We start from the raw sequence: 16000 nt of genomic DNA, 5'->3' as shown, positions 1-16000 counted from the left end.
GTGGTCCGGCATATCATATTTCATATATGATTTGGCGGCCAGTGCCGAAAGGGGCCGTGCCATGACGACCACATCCGTCTCGTCCGTTGAAGACGACGTCTTCGCCGACATCCTGTCCCAGACCCGCCGGTTCGTCCGGACGATGGTCCTCCCGCGCGAACAGGAGATCCTCGACACCGATCGCGTGCCCGACGACCTGCGGCAGGCCGCCAAGGACCTGGGCCTGTTCGGCTACGCGATCCCCCAGGAATGGGGCGGGCTGGGCCTGAATCTGGCCCAGGACGTCGAACTGGCCATGGAACTGGGCTACACCTGCCCGTCGGTGCGGTCGATGTTCGGCACCAACAACGGCATCGCCGGCCAGGTGCTGGTGGGGTTCGGCACCGACGAACAGAAGGAGCGCTGGCTCGAGCCCATCGCCTCCGGAGCGGTCGCCTCCTTCGCCCTCACCGAGCCCGGGGCGGGCTCCAATCCCGCGGGTCTGCGCACCAAGGCCGTCCGTGACGGCGACACCTGGGTACTGGACGGTCAGAAGCGATTCATCACCAACGCCCCGCTGGCCGACCTGTTCGTGGTGTTCGCCCGCACCCGGCCGGCCGACGAGCGGGGCGCCGGTATCGCAGTGTTTCTGGTACCGGCCGATACCGACGGGGTCGAAGTCGGCGCCAAGGACGCCAAGATGGGCCAGGAAGGCGCCTGGACGGCCGATGTCACCTTCTCGCACGTGCGACTGCCCGCCGCCGCCCTGGTCGGGGGCAATGAGGACATCGGCTACCGGGCGGCGATGACGTCGTTGGCCCGCGGCCGCATCCACATTGCGGCGCTGGCGGTGGGCGCCGCGCAGCGCGCGCTGGATGAATCGGTGAACTATGCCGCCACCGCCACCCAGGGCGGCAGCATCATCGGCGACTTCCAGCTGGTGCAGGCGATGCTCGCCGATCAGCAAACCGGCGTGCTGGCCGGCCAGGCGCTGGTCCGCGATGCCGCCCGCAAGTGGGTGAGCAACGAAGATCGGCGGATCGCTCCGTCGGCGGCCAAGGTCTTCTGCACCGAGATGGCCGGCAAGGTCGCCGACCTGGCGGTGCAGATCCACGGCGGCAGTGGATACATCCGTGGCGTGCCGGTGGAGCGCATCTACCGCGATGTCCGACTTCTGCGGCTCTACGAGGGCACCAGTGAGATTCAGCGGCTGATCATCGGGTCGAATCTGATCAAAAACGCGAAGCGTGGACTGTAAGCAGCATCACTTCCGGCCTGGAGAATGGCACGTCACTTACGGCGCCATTTTCGCTGATACCGGCTGCAGGGGTCACATGCAATGCACCCATTGATCAGGCAATTTCATCCCAATAATGCGAATTTGTGACCTTTGAGGCCACGCTCAACAAACACATACGGGTCATCTACCAGCACTTACGTAAATAGACCAGCCCGCTCCGTGGATTTTCACCGATCTACCTGGCGTTTTTCGTTCCGACGTTATGTTTGACAACATGAATGCTAAACGTGATGGGCGCCACAGATTTTGGTGAGTGCAGTTATCCATGGTTAATGTGCCTGGTCATGTTTGGTCTAGAAGCACTGATGGCGCTCATCCAGCAGGTTTCGGGCACTCCGTACATCGTTGGTGGGAACACCCCCGCCGGTACGGATTGCTCGGGTTTGGCCTCGTGGGTGTCCAACGTCGCCAGCGGCCGACCGGCCTTCAGCGGCCGGTTCCACACCGCCAACGAGGAGTCGGCACTGCTGGCCCGCGGGTTCAAATACGGCACCGCCCCCAACGCTCTGGTGGTGGGCTGGAACAGCCATCACACCGCGGTGACCCTGCCCGACGGCACGCCGGTGGCCAGCGGTGAGCCCGGCGGCGTGAAGATCGGTGGCGGCGGCGCCTACCAGCCGCAGTTCACCCACCACATGTACCTGCCCATGGAGGAAGCACCTGTCCCGGACGCCCCGGTGGTGGAGTTTGCCGCCATGGTGGAGCCGGGCCCCGAACCCGCCGCTGAGCCGATGGCCGAGCCCATGGCCGTCGAGCTGGCCGCGGCGCCCATAGCGGCTCCGCCGTTTGAGGCACCCCCGGCCGACGCCCCCGTCGAGGCGCCGATGGACGTACCGCCTGGCGAGGCGCCGCCGATGGATGCTTTGCCGCTCGACCAGGGCCCGGCCGAGCCCGGCCCCGAGCCCAGTGACCGCGAGGCCCCGGCGCCGGCCTAGCCTCGTCCGTCCTCGTGTGCTGACGGCGCCGTCGCCTTCCGGCGGCGTCGCCCCAGCAGCCACGCCATTCCGTCCGCCTCGCCCTCGGCGATCACCTCGAGGCCGGCGAACACCGTGCGCAGTTCCCCGGGCGCAGCCCGGAACCGTCCGGGGGTGGCACCGACCTGGCTCAGCGCGGTGACCGCCAGCAGTCCGCCCGGGGCCAGCCGCTGCACCATCGGTGCGTCGAGCCGACGGTCGCGGAACCGGGCGCAGTAGACGACGTCGGCTGGTGGCCCGCCCGGCAGGCCGTCATCGAGGTCCACGACGTCGAATCGGCACCGGTCGCCGACACCGCTGCGCTGAGCGAGCCCCCGCGCCTGCTCGATGGCGACCGGCGAGACGTCGAACCCGCTCACCTGCAGGCCCCGCTGGGCCAGCCAGACTGCCGCTGCGCCCTGACCGCAGGCGATATCGAGCGCATAGCCCGCGGCCGGAAACGCGTCGACGAAGGGCGCAAACACCGCGGCCGGTCCGACCGTGTCCGGCGCCGGAACGGAGCGGCCTGCGTATTTCGCATCCCAGCGGGTGCGGTCCTCGACGCTCATCGGAATGGACGATACTGCGAGGGTGAAATTACGCCCCTCGATCGCACTGTTGCTGTTCGTCCTCGGCGGAGCGGCCGGTCTGATCGGTGACCACTCGCACGTGATCACCGGCACCACCGAATACCTGCCGGCAGCGCACGTCGTGCTCTTCATCTGGAACAGTCCGCTGTATTTCCCGATTCTGGTCGGATCCGCGACGGTCTTCCTGGCGGAACTGCGACTGCTTCTCCCGGCCCCGAGGGCAACGGTCACCGTGCGTCAGGGGGTGGCTGGTCTGGCTGCGGTCCTGGGCAGCTACGTCGTCACCGCGATGTTGCATGCGTCGCCGGTGGTTCCCCTTACGACGCTGATCTGTGCGTTCGCCGCGATCACCTTCTGCGCCTTGGGTGATCGTCCGGCGATTGTCTGCGGTGTGCTGATCGCGGCCATCGGTCCCGTCGTCGAGATCGGGATCGCCGCGGCGGGACACTTCCGCTACGCCCCCGGCTCGGACGGGTTGTTCGGGGTGGCGCCGTGGCTGGTGCCGCTGTACTTCGCGTTCGGGGTGGTCGCGGCCCTGATCGGTGAAGTCGCCGCCGGCGTCGAGCGGTCGGCGGAGTAGAGCCACTCGGGGAAGGACGCGATGGCACCGGTCACGCTGGGCGGCTACCCGGCAAAGCAGTGTGCCCGCGTCACCCACAATGAGTTCGCCCCGGGAACCCCGGAGCCGGCGCCGCCGCGCCCGGACTTGGAGTCGCTGCGCACTGCCGGAATCGAATTCGAGGAACGCGTTCTTGACGAGCTCCGGGCACGCTACGGCGATTCGGAGCGACTGCTGCTCCTCGACGCCGACCTCAGCCGGGCCGAACGTCAGCGGCGCACCGTCGCCGCGATGACTGCCGGTGTCGCGGTGATCTCCGGCGGGCGCCTGCCGGATGTCCACGGCCGCAGGGGACTTCCCGACGTGTTGATCAGACACCAGGACGGCTACCTGCCCGTCGACATCAAGAACCACCGCACGGTGGCCTCCGCGAAACGCGCGGACGTGAAGATCTCGACGCTGTCCGCACCGGATCGGTGGCTGTCCCATCCGGGCTACAGTGATCACGGCGCGCGCTGGCGTGACGACGTCATGCAGCTGGCGCACTACACCCGGATGTTGCAGGAGTTGGGTTTTCACTGCGGGGTGAACCGCGGCGGCATCATCGGCAGCTCCGACCTCACCGATCTTCTCGGCGAGAGCCTCGGTATCACCTGGTATGACCTGGAAGCCGAGAACATCGTCACGTATTCGGCCAGCGATCCAAAACGCCGCAAGTCCCGCTCGGCCCTGCAGCGCTACGACCATGAGTTCGCCTTCCGACTCGACGTCGCGCGGGCAGCAGCCGCCGGACGAGAACTGGTGCGGCCCTACCGCATCAGCGACTGCGCCACCTGCGCGTGGTTCGACTATTGCGCCACCGTGGTCGGCGACGACGACGCGTCGTTCGCGCTCGAGACCGGCCACCTCACTGTCCGGGAGTGGCAGTACCTGTATCGACACTGCGGCGACGGCGCGGTGTTGAGCGTCGCGCAGTTGGCCGCCGTCGACGTGGACGCACACGTCGAGGCGTTCCGCCTTCAGTCCGTCGGCACGAAAATGCCGCAAGACCGGCTTGCCAACGCGGTCCGACGAGCCCGGATGAGTTGCACCGGAATTGATTTCGAGACGCACGAACCCGCCTCACCGACCGTTCCGTCCGCCGACATCGAGGTCGACTTCGACATCGAGTGGGATGATCACGGCCGGATCTATCAGTGGGGTCTGCGTATCCGCGACGGCCAGGACGACACCACTGCCCGCTATCGGCCCGTGGTCTCGTTCGATCCACTCGACGAGGCCGCCGAGGCCGAACTGGCCGCCGAGTTCGCCTCTCGGATGCAGCAATTACGAAGCCACGCCGCGCGGGAGGGCAAGTCGCTTCAGGTCTTCCATTGGCACCACCCCGAGATCACCAGCACGCGCAGGTTCGCCGAGGTGGAGCAGGCGCTCGACGGACTCACCTATGACCTGCGAAAGTGGTTCGACGCGACGTTTTTCGCCCGCACCTCATCATCGATCAAACAGGTTGCCGGCTTCTTCGGCTTCCGCTGGGAGGTCGACGACGCCGGGGGCCTGGCCTCCCAGGGCGCCATCGAAACGGCCCGGGGCAACGGACCGCACGCCGACGCCGCCCGGCAGTGGTGTCTGAGCTACAACGAATGTGACGTGGCGGCGCAAGCTGCGATCCGCGACGGATTGCGCGCGTACCGCCGCTGAACCGGCTCAGCCCAGCGTCTTCACCGTCGGGCAGATATTGGTGCGGGCCGACTCGACCACCTCACCGGCGGTGGGCTTCGAGATCTGCAGGTACACGGAGACCTGCTCGACGATGAGGCTGGTCGGATGCTTCGGGAACTCCAGGCACGCGGTCCGTCCGGCGGCCAACCGGCGGGCCTCGCTGCCGGGCGGGAACTTCCCGCGGATGGCGTTGAGGTAGGCCATCTCAGCCGGACTCGGGTACGTCGACTTCTGCTCGTTGCACAACAGGATGTCGGGGCTGTTGCCGCAGTAGTCGGGATCACGAGGATTGAGCGGATCGGCCTGGGCGGATGACGCGGCACCGATCAGCCCGGCCAGCACACCTGCGGCCAGCGTCGCCGCGAGTGCGGTTGATTTCACGTCCAGCGCCTTTCTCCTCGCCGCTGACGCTAGCAGCAACACGAAGTCGCTCGGGGGGACTTGCCGGGTCTGACCGGACCGCGGCGCCGCTTTCCCTGCACCCGTCGTAGCATCGCGGGTATGAGTTGGTCAGCCCGGGTCACCGCACCCTTGGCCGTCGCCGGTGTCGCGATGGGAGCTCTGGTCGGGGCCGCGCCGGCGCACGCCGACGAAGCCAGCTTCATGAAATACCTCAATACCCACGGCTACACCGCCCGCTACGCGAATGACGAACCGATCTCGGAGTCCAGCGTGCGCGCGCTCGGGCACATGATCTGCGAGAACCTGCATGTGGGCCGGACCGTCGAGATCCAGCAGCCGCACTACCCGGCGTGGCCGCAGTTCGCGCTGATCGCCGAGGCGGCGCGCCAGGAGTTGTGCCCGGGGGCGTAAGCGCTGCCAACGCTGGGTGTCGGCCGGTCCAGATGCGGGTAATTCGGTGCCGTGAGGCTGCGCAGAAGCAATACCGCTGGCCCCGGGTTGCGCCGTATCGGTCGGGGCCGCGGCTTTTCCTACACCGACGGGCAACGCCCGGTCGACGATCCGGAGGCGCTCGCCCGGATCAAGACGCTGGCCATCCCACCGGCGTGGCGAAAGGTGTGGATCTGCCCTTATCCCAACGGGCACATCCAGGCCGTCGGGGAAGACGCCGCCGGACGTCGTCAGTATCTGTATCACCCGCAGTGGCAGGCCGAACGATCCGAGGAGAAGTACGACCGGGTTCTGACCCTGGCCCGCCTGCTGCCGGACTGGCGCGCCGATGTACTCGCCGACTTGCGCGGTCGCGGCCTAAAACGCGATCGGGTGCTCGCAGTCGCCCAGCAGCTCATCGACCGGGGCTATTTCCGGGCCGGTGGCGAGGAGTACGCCCAGGAAAACGGCAGTTTCGGGCTGGCGACCCTGCTGCGTGACCACGTCAGGATGCGCAACGGTTGCGTGGACTTCGACTATCCGGCCAAAAGCGGCGTGCGGCGCACCGTTTCCGTCGACGATCCCCTGGTGGTGCGCGCGGTGCGAGCACTGTTGCGCGCGCCGACCGACCTTCCGCGGCTGCTGGTGTACCGCACCTCCGACGGCTGGTGCGAGGTCCGAGCCGACGACCTCAACGAGCGGTTCCGGGAGCTGACCGATGAGCAGTTCAGCGTCAAGGACCTGCGCACCTGGCATGGCACCGTGCTGGCGGCCGAGAGCTTCGCCGCCGCGAACGAGCCGACCTCTAAAACCGTCCGCCGTCGGGAGGTCGCTGCAGTCATGCGCTGCGTCGCCGAGGAACTGGGCAACACCCCGGCGGTCGCCCGCAGTTCCTATGTCGACCCGCGCGTGGTGGAGGCCTACGAACGGGGCATCACCATCCGCTCGGCTCTGCGCCGGGCCAAGGGCCGCGGCAAGGAGTCCGCGCGCCGACTCGCCGCCGAAGCCGCCACCGCTCGGTTGATCAGACGCATCGACCGAGCGGGGCGTTAGCGCCGGGCACATCGGAGTCACGGCCGGTGCGGGCCGCTGAACCGTTCTATTGTGCGACGAAGGGCAGCCGAGATGAGAGAGGTGACACGGTGACGGCTAGGGGGCGGCAACGGCGGGGCCAGGCTCTGCTGTTCGATCCGCTGACCACCAAGGGCACCGCCTTCAGCCAAGACGAGCGCCGCGAGCTCGGCCTGCTGGGTCTGCTGCCGGTTGCGGTGAAAACCATCGCCGAACAAGCCGCCCACACCTACGCCGAGTTCTCCACGCGGCATGACGACCTGGACAAGCACATCTACTTGCGGGCGCTACAGGACCGCAACGAGACGTTGTTTTACCGGCTGCTGCGCGACCATCTCGAGGAGATGCTGCCGATCGTCTACACGCCGACAGTCGGTGATGCGTGCCAGCGGTTCAGCGAGATCTACCGGCGCCCGCGCGGGCTCTTCGTCTCCTACCCGGATCGCGATCGGCTGCGGGAGGTTCTGCGCAACCGACCGGAACACGAGGTGGACGTCATCGTCGTCACCGACGGACAGCGCATCCTGGGTTTGGGCGACCAGGGTATCGGCGGCATGGGCATCCCGATCGGCAAGCTCTCGCTGTACACCCTGATCGGCGGGATCGATCCGGCCCGCACGTTGCCGATCATCCTCGACGTCGGCACCGACAATGTCGACCTGCTCCACGATCCGCAGTACCTCGGCTGGCGCCATCGCCGGATCAGCGACGAGGACTACTACGCCTTCGTCGACGACTTCGTGGCCGTCGTGCATGAGGAACTGCCCGACGTGCTGCTGCAGTGGGAGGACTTCGCCACCACGCATGCGCTGCCGCTGTTGATGCGGTACCGGGATCGGCTGCTGACGTTCAACGACGACATCCAGGGCACGGCGGCCGTAGCCCTTGGCGCGCTGCAGGGCGCTGTCCGCGCCGCCGGGCGCCCGCTGTCGCAGCAGCAGGTGGTGATGCTCGGCGCCGGCTCGGCGGGCGTCGGCGTACTGGAGATGATCCGCCAGCAGATGGTCGCCGAAGGACTCTCCGAAACCGAGGCCGCCGAACGGATCTGGGCGATTGACGTCAACGGGCTGCTGACCGATGACCGTGCGGACCTCTCGGACAGCCAGCGCCGCTTCGCTCAATCCGCAGCTCGGGTGGCCGGCTGGGACGGTCGCAGGCTGGCCGACGTGGTGCAGCACGTCGACGTGGGCATCCTGCTGGGCCTGTCGACGGTGGCCGGCGCCTTCACCGAGGGAATCGTCCGACAGCTGGCGGCCAAGACGGACCGTCCGATCATTTTTCCGCTGTCCAACCCCACCAGCCGGGCCGAGGCACACCCTGCGGAGCTCGACGAATGGACCGATGGGCGCGCGCTGATCGCCACGGGATCACCCTTCGCCCCGATCCGACACGGCGAGCGCACCCGTCGCGTCGCGCAGTGCAACAACGTCTACATCTTCCCGGCGGTCGGGCTGGCCGTCACGGCAGCGCGGGCGTCACGGGTCACCGACGCCATGATGCGGGTTGCCGCCACCACCCTCGGCGATGCCTCCCCCGCCCTGGTCGACGCCGACCAGCCGCTGCTGCCCGCGTTCGAGGATCTGCCCGAGATCACCACCCGTATTGCAACCGCGGTAGCCCTCCAGGCGGTGCGTGACGGCGTCGCGCCGGCGGCCTCCGACGACGCGATAGCCGAGGCCGTCCGGCAGTCCCGCTGGACGCCGGACTATCCGACTCGGTAACCACAGGAAAGCGCCGGTCCCGTGCTATCCAGCGAGAAGTAACTAAAGTGCTCTTGGTGGACGGACGAAAGATTGCCAGGTTCTGCGGTCGCAGCCTGGCCATTCTGACGTCGCTGGCGGTCTCGGCCGCCCTCATCTACGCCCAGAGCAGCCACGAGCCGGCGCCCAAGCCCACCGAGACCGCCGAAGCGGCCCCGTCGGCGCCGGCGGCACCTCCGCCGCCGTCTACCGGGGGGATGCGCATCGCCAACCCCGCGGAGGCCGCGGCACTGGCGGCCAGCGTGCCGATGCCCACCGAAGGTCAGCAATTCACCTTCCCGCTGCCCCCGGGGGTGGCGCCGGAGAACGGGCTGCAGGTCAAGACCATTTGGGCGGCCCGCACCATCGGCGTGCTGTTTCAGGAGATCAAGACCATCTACGGGTATCGCCAGGACCCACTGAGATGGCATCCCGACGGGTTGGCCATCGATGTGATGATCCCGGACTACCACAGTGAGGCCGGGATTCTGCTCGGCGACCAGATCGCCGGCTATGCGCTGGCCAACGCCCAACGCTGGGGTGTCAACCACGTGATCTGGCGGCAGAAGATCTACCCGGGCGTGGGCGGCGGCAACTGGACGTCGGATTACGGCAACGAAACCGCCAACCACTACGACCACGTCCACATCGCCACCGATGGCGGCGGCTATCCCACCGGGCAGGAAACCTACTACGTCACCTCGATGACCCCGGCGCCGAGGGATTGAGCGGCGGCTTCGACCGCATTGTCGAACGTGTGTTCTAATACGTGGTGAGCTTGCCCGCCGCCGCGGGCGACGAATCAGCAAGGAGGTCGCCACGATTATGACTGCACCCACGTTCGCCCCCGAAGCCCCGGCCGCGACCCCCGACACCGTCGGGATCGGTTCGTTCGCCGACACCACACCGGCCCCCGACACCGCCCCCGCTGCTTCCGAGGCCAAGGAGCCGGTGAAGAAGTCGGCCGGCAAGAAGGCCAAGACTCTCGAGTTGACCCTGACTGTGACCGGTACGGCCGACGGCGAGTGGCACGCCGAGATCAAGCAGGGCAGCAGCTATCTGGTGCGTAACCTCGCCGTCGCGGCCGCCGCGGTGTCGCGGGCCGCCAAGGAACTGCACGAGGAGCTGTTCGCACCGATCGAGGCGCTGATGGACGAGGCGCGCTCCCAGCATGCCGCGCGGGTGGCCGCGCTCGAAGCCGAGCTTGAAGCCGCCCGGAAAGCCTTGGCGGACTTGGACTGAGGTCCGCGCACTCCCCGCTCACCGGCGCGCCAGCCAACCCAGAAACTCGTCCACGGTGAACACCGGCTTCCCATAGTCCTGGGCTTTGCGGGCCTTTCCGGACTGCGTGCCCGCTTCGGCGATGACCAGCACCTCACATCGCGTCTTGGTCACCGAGCGCACCGGCGCCAGCCCAGCCGAGGCAGCCAGCCGCTCCATCTCGTCGCGATCCACCACCCGGCCGTCGCCGTCGACCGCTGTTCCGGTGAAGCAGATGCGGGCACCGGGAACCAGCACCGTGTCGATGTTGTCGGTCGTCGACGGCGGCTGAGCGAGCCCGGACGCCAGGTGGCCGGAACCCAGCGCCACCAAGGCGTCTCGCAGGCGCGCCAGTACCTCATCCGGGAGTCGGGTGCGGTCCGCCGCCAGCAGCAGCTGGTCGGCGGCGGCCTGGCGAGCCGCCTGCTCCCAACTGGTCTCCCCCGCCGGCGACATCTGATCGACGGGACTGGTGCCCAGCAGGACCGCTCCGAGGGCTCGGCTGATTCGCAGCAGCGCGGACAGGGCCGGAAGGTGTTCTGCGGTCGGGGTTGTGACGTCGGGTTCGCGGCTGAGCAGGATTCCCGAGAGGGCGTCGCTCTCGTCGGGATCTTCGAACGGCGACGAGCCGGCATCCAGGTCGGCGGTATCGAGGCGCTCGAGCGCGGCCTTGGCACGCTGCAGCGCCGTGTCACCCGTGGTGCTTGTGCCCCGCAGATCGATACCCAGCGGCATCGGAGCCACCAGGCCCAGTCGCTTGAGTTCGAAGTCGATCAGCCCCAGCGTCTCATCGACTTTGACGCCCACCGGCGTGCACCCGGCCAGCATCGGCGCGATCACCGCCCAGGCCTCCCGCAGCGTGGGTGCCAGCAGCACGTCGGCCACCCCGATCCGATACGCCTGGCGGGCGTCGGCCAGATCCCGCTGCGGGTTGATCAGTGTCGATACGGCCGTGCCGTCGTCGAAAGCCACCGCCAGTTCCACCGGGCGCGGCCGCGACATCCGGCCTTCATCGCCGACCGTGAGCAGACCGATCGCGCAGTAGCGGCGCGCCCGGTCGCTGTTGGCCGAGACGCGCAGAAACCGGGCGATCCGGCGATCCACTTTCAGATCCTTCGGCAGCACAGGGCGTTTCAGCACGAGCCCGGCCAACGAGGTACACCGGCTCAACGCCACATAAAGCTGGCCGGTGGAGAACATGCCGCCGGACAGATCCACCACCAACCGCTCCAGGGTCTGACCTTGACTCTTGTGGATCGTGATCGCCCACGCCAGCTTGAACGGCAGTTGAGTGAAAGTGCCGACGACGTCGCGACGCAAAGTCCCGCCGTCGACCACGGGGCGGGTGGCCTCCCAGGTGAACGGGGCAACTTCGGCGATGTCACCGTCGGGAAACTCGACTTCGACCACGGCGCCGTGGCGGTCGTAGCCCACCCCCACCACGCGGCCGATCGAGCCGTTCACCCAGCGCTCGGCCTGATCGTTGTTGAGCATCATCACCTGGGCGCCGACCTTGAAGCGCAACTCGTCGTCCAGCGGCTTGTCGAACAGGGACAGGTCGCCGGATTCGTTGGCGCGGTGCACCATCTCCTCGCCGGGCAACCGCTCGAGCTGCTGGCGGTTGCGGGCGGTCACCAGCCTGTTGGTGGGCGCCAACGTCAGCCAGAATTCGTCGTCTGGCGGCACGAAGTCGGCGTCCACCCGGGCGTCCAGGTGCTGCTTGGCATGGCCGAGTAACACGCCTTCGCGAATCTCGTTGAGGATCGCGGTCATCCGGTCATCGCCGAGCTGGCGGAACACCGTCGTCAGCGAGACGCTCGGGAAATCCGCACGGCGGAAGGTGTTCGCCGAAAAGAAGTACGGGGTCTCATACGTCGTCGAAAAGTAGTGCTGCTCACCCTCGGTGACCACCGGCGGCAGCTGGTAGAGGTCACCCACCAGCACCACCTGGACGCCGCCGAACGGCCTGCCCGGGTCTGGGCCGAACCGCTGCAACGCTTCCGCGATCATGTCGAACACGTCGGCGCGCACCATCGATGCCTCGTCGATGATCAGCGTCTGCAGCTTGGCCAGTGTCTTGGTGAAGCGGCCCGGCCGGTACTCCCCGCCGGCGATATCAGACAGCGTTGTGGTGGGCCGGAATCCGAACAGGCGGTGGATGGTGTGGCCGTCGACGTTCAGCGCGGCGATCCCGGTCGGCGCGACCACCACGACGTTGCGATCGGTATTGGCCATGAAGTGACGGATGAGCGTCGACTTACCCGTGCCGGCCTTACCGGTCAGGAAGAGATTTCGGCCCGCGGACAGCAGCCCCAGCGCTTCTCGGAATTCCTCGGTCAGCAGGACGGTTTTGCTGGCTGCCACCACGCTGGAACCTTACTGGCGGGCGAGAGCGTGGACGGGCGAGGGCCTCACTTCCCCAGCACGGAGACGATCTTCTTGGCCGTCGCCTTGGCCGAGCCCGGATTCTGGCCGGTGACCAACCGGCCGTCGACGACGACGTGCGAGGCGAATGGAATCAGGCCCTTTTCGTAGTGGGCGCCGCGCTTCTTCATCTCCGCTTCGGCGTTGTAGGGCACCAGTTTGTTGACGCGGGCCAGAACCTCCTCCGACCAGGCGAAGCCGGTGAGCCTTCGTCCGGCGACCAAGAACGACCCATCTGCGAGGGTGGTGTTGAGCAGGCCGCAGTAGCCGTGGCAGACCGAGGACACCACTCCCCCGTTCTCGAAGATCTCACGCGTGATGCGTTGCAGTCCTTCACTGTTCGGGAAGTCATACATGACGGCGTGCCCGCCGGTGAAGTAAATCGCGTCATAGTCCGCCGAGTCGATGTCTTCTGGCGATGCGGTGCCGGCCAACAGCGCCATCTTCGTGCTGTCGGCTTTCCACGCCTTGGCGCTCTTGTCGAAGTTGGGGAACTTCAGCGAACGCGGCTCCAGTGGCGACGGTCCGCCTTTCGGGCTGACGATCGTCTGTTGGTAGCCCGCTTCGGCGAAGACGTGGTAGGCGTGCGTCAGCTCCGAGAGCCACAACCCGGTCGGCTCGGCGGGGTCGTCGTAGTGGGCGACGTTGGAGACGACATTGAGGATGCGCTTGGTCATCTCCCCAGGATTCCCCGGATGCTCGGCCGGCGCCAGCGAACTGGCCACTTTGCACAACTTGGAACACACCGGAGACGGATGATGAAGCAGCGACCGACAACGGCCACGTGAGATCCAGTTGAGTACGCACGACGTTCTGCGCTCACCGGGGGAAGGAAGTTTTGGATGTATGCCATAACGCTCAACGGTTTTGGTGATCCCGAAGTGATGGAGTGGGCCCACGTCGACGACCTTCCCCCACCGGGTGCTGCCGAAGTGGCCATCGATGTGGTGGCCGCGGGCGTGAACCGGGCCGATGCGATGCAGCGCATGGGCTTCTACCCGCCGCCGCCGGGCGTCAGCGAGGTCCCCGGCCTCGAGGTCTCCGGTGTGATCGCTGAAGTCGGCGCCGGAGTCTCGGACTGGGAGCCCGGCGACGCCGTGTGCGCGCTACTGGCCGGTGGCGGGTACGCCGAACGCATCAACGTGGCCGCCACCCAGGTATTGCCCGTACCGCAGGGGGTCAGCGTCACCGCGGCCGCCGCCCTGCCGGAGGCCGCCGCGACGGTGTGGTCCAACGTGGTGATGGTCGGTGGCCTCGAACCCGGTCAGACACTGTTGATTCACGGTGGCGGAAGCGGAATCGGCACGCATGCCATCCAAGTGGGCCGAGCGATTGGCGCCAATGTGGCGGTGACCGCTGGGTCGCAGTCGAAGTTGGAGCGCTGCCGCGAACTCGGCGCGCAGACCTTGATCAATTATCGCGAGCAGGATTTCCCCGCGGTCGTGAACGCCGAGTACGCCGGGGCCAACGTCATCCTCGACATCATGGGCGGCAGCTATCTGGCCAAGAACGTCGAGGCCCTCGCCGAGAACGGTCACCTGACAATCATCGGGTTGCAGGGCGGCGCCACAGCCGAACTGAATCTCGGTGCGCTGCTGTTCAAGCGGGGATCGGTGCATGTGACCAATCTGCGGCGCCGTCCCGAGCAGGGCCGCGGCTCCAAGGCCGAGATCATCACCGAACTGCGGCGGCAGCTGTGGCCGATGATCGCCGAAGGCGCGGTGGCGCCTGTCGTCGCCGCCGAAGTCCCGATCACCGAGGCAGCCGAGGCCCACAAGCTGCTCGACTCTTCCGAGACGGTCGGGAAGGTTGTGCTGACCGTGCGCGAGCCGTGACCTGTCGTCCTGGGCCGATTCCGCCTACGCTGGCGCGATGGAGACGATCTCGCCGAAAGCACACCAGCCGAGTGCTCAGCACCTCGCCGCGTTCCTGGTCTCGCTTGTGCTGGTCATCGTCGTCGCGGCCCTCGGGGGTGTCGCCTCGGCTGACGCCGCAGCCGACTACGGAAGGCTCGCCCAACCGGCCTGGGCGCCGCCGAGCTACCTGTTCGGTCCGGTGTGGAGCGCCCTTTATCTGCTGATGGCGGTCGCGGCCTGGCTGGTCTGGCGCGCAGATCCGCGGTGGACAAACCCCGCGATCATCGCCTACGGCGTACAGCTGGCGCTGAACCTGCTGTGGTCGCCGCTGTTCTTCGGGCTTGGCTGGCGCGGCCTGGCCCTGGTCGACATCCTGCTCCTGGACGTCGCCGTGGCAGTCACCATCGCGGCGTTTTGGAAGGTCCACCGCGGCGCAGCGCTCCTGATGGTGCCGTATTTCGGCTGGATCCTGTTCGCGACCGCATTGAACTACTCGGTGTGGTCGCTGAACAGCTGACGCGCAGCCTTGCTCGCTTGTATAACGCTACTCGACGTAGTGTAATTGCGAAATGAATCGCGCTGCCGCACCGCAGGCCACCGCCCCGTCGAGCGCAGCCGGCACTGACATGCAACTGAACGAGCTCGGCTACTACGCCGTCACCCGACACCCCGCGGACGTCCGCGTCGTTCTGCCGGAAGCCCGCGAGGCGGAGGCGCTCGGCCTGGGCTCCTGCCACATCGGTGAACGCTTCACCGTGAAAGACCCGGCGGTGCTCAGCGGCGCCGTGGCGGGCTGCAGCTCCAGTCTGGGTATCGCCCCGTCGACCAACCACCACACTCGCCACCCCACCGTGACCGCGACCGTGGGGTCGACCATGCACGCACTGACCGAGGGTCGTTTCGCGATGGCGTTCGGCCGCGGAATGGCCGGCTATTGGCAGGCGATGGGGCTGCCGGTGGTGACCGCGGCCCGGCTGCGTGACTTCTTTTCCATCCTGCGCCGGCTCTGGGCAGGCGAGCTGATCCTCAACCACGACGGCCCGGCCGGGAAGTGGCCGATGCTGCGCCACGCGAACGGCTTGGGCGAGGGGCCACCGATCGGCTTGGTGGCGGTCGGTCCCAAGACGATGGAACTGGCCGGTGAGATCGCCGATTTCGTTGTGCTGCACACCTTCTTTTCCGACGAGGCGACTGCCGCCTCGGTCGCGGCCGTGCGGCGGGGCGCCGAACACGCGGGCCGCGATCCCGACAGCATCCGCATCTGGGCTTGCCTGGCCACCGTCTGCGACTCGTTGTCGGAGGACGATCAACTGCGCCGCGGGGTCGGCCGCCTGGCGACCTATTTGCAGGCCTATCCCGATGTGCTGGTCTCCGCCAATGGCTGGGATCCGCACGTGTGGGAGCGAATCCGGCAGTCCGAGCTGTTCACCGATGCGGCCACCGCCGGGCCCATCGACGCCAGCGCGTCATACGAGACGCTGCAGCGGATCGCCGAGCTGATTCCCGCCGAATGGTTGGCGTCGGTGGCCGCGGGATCGGCCCGCGACTGCGCGAACACCATCGCCCGGCAGTTCGACCTGGGCGTGCACTCGGTGATCATGCACGGGGCGAGTCCGCATGAGCTCGCGCCCGTCGTGCAGGCCTATCGGGCCAACCGGCCGACGCTGCACCGTGCTGTCGCGGCGAACCCGGGCCGCTTCGCCTGAGCCCGAGCGACTT

At 67.5% G+C, this 16000-nt stretch carries 16 protein-coding genes; 12 read left to right on the top strand and 4 right to left on the bottom strand.

All coding sequences use genetic code 11. From position 1 onward, the window contains the following. Positions 1 to 61 precede the first annotated feature (61 nt). Positions 62 to 1237, top strand: a complete 1176-nt coding sequence (locus tag K3U94_RS10820) for an acyl-CoA dehydrogenase family protein (RefSeq protein WP_220696472.1) — start codon at positions 62 to 64, stop codon at positions 1235 to 1237. A gap of 326 nt (positions 1238 to 1563) precedes the next feature. Beyond that, a complete protein-coding gene (locus K3U94_RS10815; protein ID WP_230987544.1) occupies positions 1564 to 2214 on the top strand; it encodes a C40 family peptidase in 651 nt (216 codons plus the stop codon). Here K3U94_RS10815 and K3U94_RS10810 read toward each other — a convergent pair. Then, positions 2211 to 2801 carry a class I SAM-dependent methyltransferase gene (locus tag K3U94_RS10810; RefSeq protein WP_220696471.1) on the bottom strand — a complete coding sequence of 197 codons (591 nt, stop codon included), beginning with the start codon at positions 2799 to 2801 and terminating at the stop codon, positions 2211 to 2213. The two genes, K3U94_RS10815 and K3U94_RS10810, sit on opposite strands and share 4 nt — an antisense overlap. 22 nt (positions 2802 to 2823) lie before the next feature. Here K3U94_RS10810 and K3U94_RS10805 point away from each other — a divergent pair, with 22 nt between their 5' ends. Both K3U94_RS10805 and K3U94_RS10800 read left to right on the top strand, forming a co-directional pair. After that, entirely contained in the window at positions 2824 to 3402 is a 579-nt protein-coding gene (locus K3U94_RS10805; protein WP_230987543.1) for a diacylglycerol-binding protein, read from the top strand. Positions 3403 to 3423: 21 nt separating this feature from the next. Then, the gene (locus K3U94_RS10800; RefSeq protein ID WP_220696469.1) at positions 3424 to 5079 is read left to right on the top strand and encodes a ribonuclease H-like domain-containing protein; all 1656 of its coding nucleotides are present in this window, start codon (positions 3424 to 3426) and stop codon (positions 5077 to 5079) included. A gap of 6 nt (positions 5080 to 5085) precedes the next feature. On the opposite strand, the gene K3U94_RS10795 is transcribed toward K3U94_RS10800, so the two are convergent. Continuing rightward, complete coding sequence (locus tag K3U94_RS10795) at positions 5086 to 5481, bottom strand: hypothetical protein (protein WP_047320860.1); 396 nt, start codon at positions 5479 to 5481, stop codon at positions 5086 to 5088. Positions 5482 to 5601: 120 nt separating this feature from the next. On the opposite strand from K3U94_RS10795, the gene K3U94_RS10790 reads away from it, so the two are divergent. The 5 genes from K3U94_RS10790 to K3U94_RS10770 all read left to right on the top strand — a co-directional run bounded on the left by K3U94_RS10790 (position 5602) and on the right by K3U94_RS10770 (position 9983). Continuing rightward, positions 5602 to 5913 carry a DUF732 domain-containing protein gene (locus tag K3U94_RS10790; protein WP_220696468.1) on the top strand — a complete coding sequence of 104 codons (312 nt, stop codon included), beginning with the start codon at positions 5602 to 5604 and terminating at the stop codon, positions 5911 to 5913. 51 nt (positions 5914 to 5964) lie between these two features. Next, entirely contained in the window at positions 5965 to 6984 is a 1020-nt protein-coding gene (locus K3U94_RS10785) for a DNA topoisomerase IB (protein WP_047320858.1), read from the top strand. Positions 6985 to 7112: 128 nt separating this feature from the next. Continuing rightward, positions 7113 to 8723 carry an NAD-dependent malic enzyme gene (locus tag K3U94_RS10780; RefSeq protein WP_434084925.1) on the top strand — a complete coding sequence of 537 codons (1611 nt, stop codon included), beginning with the start codon at positions 7113 to 7115 and terminating at the stop codon, positions 8721 to 8723. Between the two features lie 26 nt (positions 8724 to 8749). Then, the gene (locus K3U94_RS10775; protein ID WP_047320857.1) at positions 8750 to 9469 is read left to right on the top strand and encodes a VldE C-terminal domain-containing protein; all 720 of its coding nucleotides are present in this window, start codon (positions 8750 to 8752) and stop codon (positions 9467 to 9469) included. 97 nt (positions 9470 to 9566) lie between these two features. Further along, the gene (locus K3U94_RS10770; RefSeq protein ID WP_220696466.1) at positions 9567 to 9983 is read left to right on the top strand and encodes a DUF6319 family protein; all 417 of its coding nucleotides are present in this window, start codon (positions 9567 to 9569) and stop codon (positions 9981 to 9983) included. A gap of 18 nt (positions 9984 to 10001) precedes the next feature. On the opposite strand, the gene K3U94_RS10765 is transcribed toward K3U94_RS10770, so the two are convergent. Both K3U94_RS10765 and K3U94_RS10760 read right to left on the bottom strand, forming a co-directional pair. Beyond that, positions 10002 to 12368, bottom strand: a complete 2367-nt coding sequence (locus K3U94_RS10765; RefSeq protein WP_220696465.1) for an AAA family ATPase — start codon at positions 12366 to 12368, stop codon at positions 10002 to 10004. Positions 12369 to 12412: 44 nt separating this feature from the next. Further along, entirely contained in the window at positions 12413 to 13102 is a 690-nt protein-coding gene (locus tag K3U94_RS10760) for a type 1 glutamine amidotransferase domain-containing protein (protein ID WP_047320855.1), read from the bottom strand. Between the two features lie 165 nt (positions 13103 to 13267). Here K3U94_RS10760 and K3U94_RS10755 point away from each other — a divergent pair, with 165 nt between their 5' ends. The 3 genes from K3U94_RS10755 to K3U94_RS10745 are packed head-to-tail and all read left to right on the top strand — an operon-like array spanning position 13268 to position 15987. Next, the gene (locus K3U94_RS10755) at positions 13268 to 14260 is read left to right on the top strand and encodes an NAD(P)H-quinone oxidoreductase (RefSeq protein WP_220696464.1); all 993 of its coding nucleotides are present in this window, start codon (positions 13268 to 13270) and stop codon (positions 14258 to 14260) included. Between the two features lie 37 nt (positions 14261 to 14297). Further along, positions 14298 to 14798, top strand: coding sequence for a TspO/MBR family protein (locus K3U94_RS10750; protein WP_220696463.1), 501 nt, complete (start codon positions 14298 to 14300; stop codon positions 14796 to 14798). 52 nt (positions 14799 to 14850) lie between these two features. Beyond that, on the top strand, positions 14851 to 15987 hold the full coding sequence (locus K3U94_RS10745) for a TIGR03857 family LLM class F420-dependent oxidoreductase (RefSeq protein ID WP_230987542.1): 1137 nt from the start codon (positions 14851 to 14853) through the stop codon (positions 15985 to 15987). Positions 15988 to 16000 lie beyond the last annotated feature (13 nt).

Origin of the sequence: Mycolicibacter heraklionensis (genome assembly GCF_019645815.1) — a bacterium.
Classification (GTDB): Bacteria; Actinomycetota; Actinomycetes; order Mycobacteriales; family Mycobacteriaceae; genus Mycobacterium; species Mycobacterium heraklionense.
The sequence above is the reverse complement of the archived record's forward strand: the minus strand, read 5'-3'. Positions and strand labels throughout refer to the sequence as shown.

Coding starts and splice junctions, on each gene's coding strand:
- K3U94_RS10815 (WP_230987544.1), top strand. CDS start 1,564: ATGTTTGGTCTAGAAGCACTGATGGCGCTCATCCAGCAGGTTTCGGGC.
- K3U94_RS10770 (WP_220696466.1), top strand. CDS start 9,567: ATGACTGCACCCACGTTCGCCCCCGAAGCCCCGGCCGCGACCCCCGAC.
- K3U94_RS10800 (WP_220696469.1), top strand. CDS start 3,424: ATGGCACCGGTCACGCTGGGCGGCTACCCGGCAAAGCAGTGTGCCCGC.
- K3U94_RS10790 (WP_220696468.1), top strand. CDS start 5,602: ATGAGTTGGTCAGCCCGGGTCACCGCACCCTTGGCCGTCGCCGGTGTC.
- K3U94_RS10820 (WP_220696472.1), top strand. CDS start 62: ATGACGACCACATCCGTCTCGTCCGTTGAAGACGACGTCTTCGCCGAC.
- K3U94_RS10745 (WP_230987542.1), top strand. CDS start 14,851: ATGAATCGCGCTGCCGCACCGCAGGCCACCGCCCCGTCGAGCGCAGCC.
- K3U94_RS10755 (WP_220696464.1), top strand. CDS start 13,268: ATGTATGCCATAACGCTCAACGGTTTTGGTGATCCCGAAGTGATGGAG.
- K3U94_RS10810 (WP_220696471.1), bottom strand. CDS start 2,801: ATGAGCGTCGAGGACCGCACCCGCTGGGATGCGAAATACGCAGGCCGC.
- K3U94_RS10750 (WP_220696463.1), top strand. CDS start 14,298: ATGGAGACGATCTCGCCGAAAGCACACCAGCCGAGTGCTCAGCACCTC.
- K3U94_RS10760 (WP_047320855.1), bottom strand. CDS start 13,102: ATGACCAAGCGCATCCTCAATGTCGTCTCCAACGTCGCCCACTACGAC.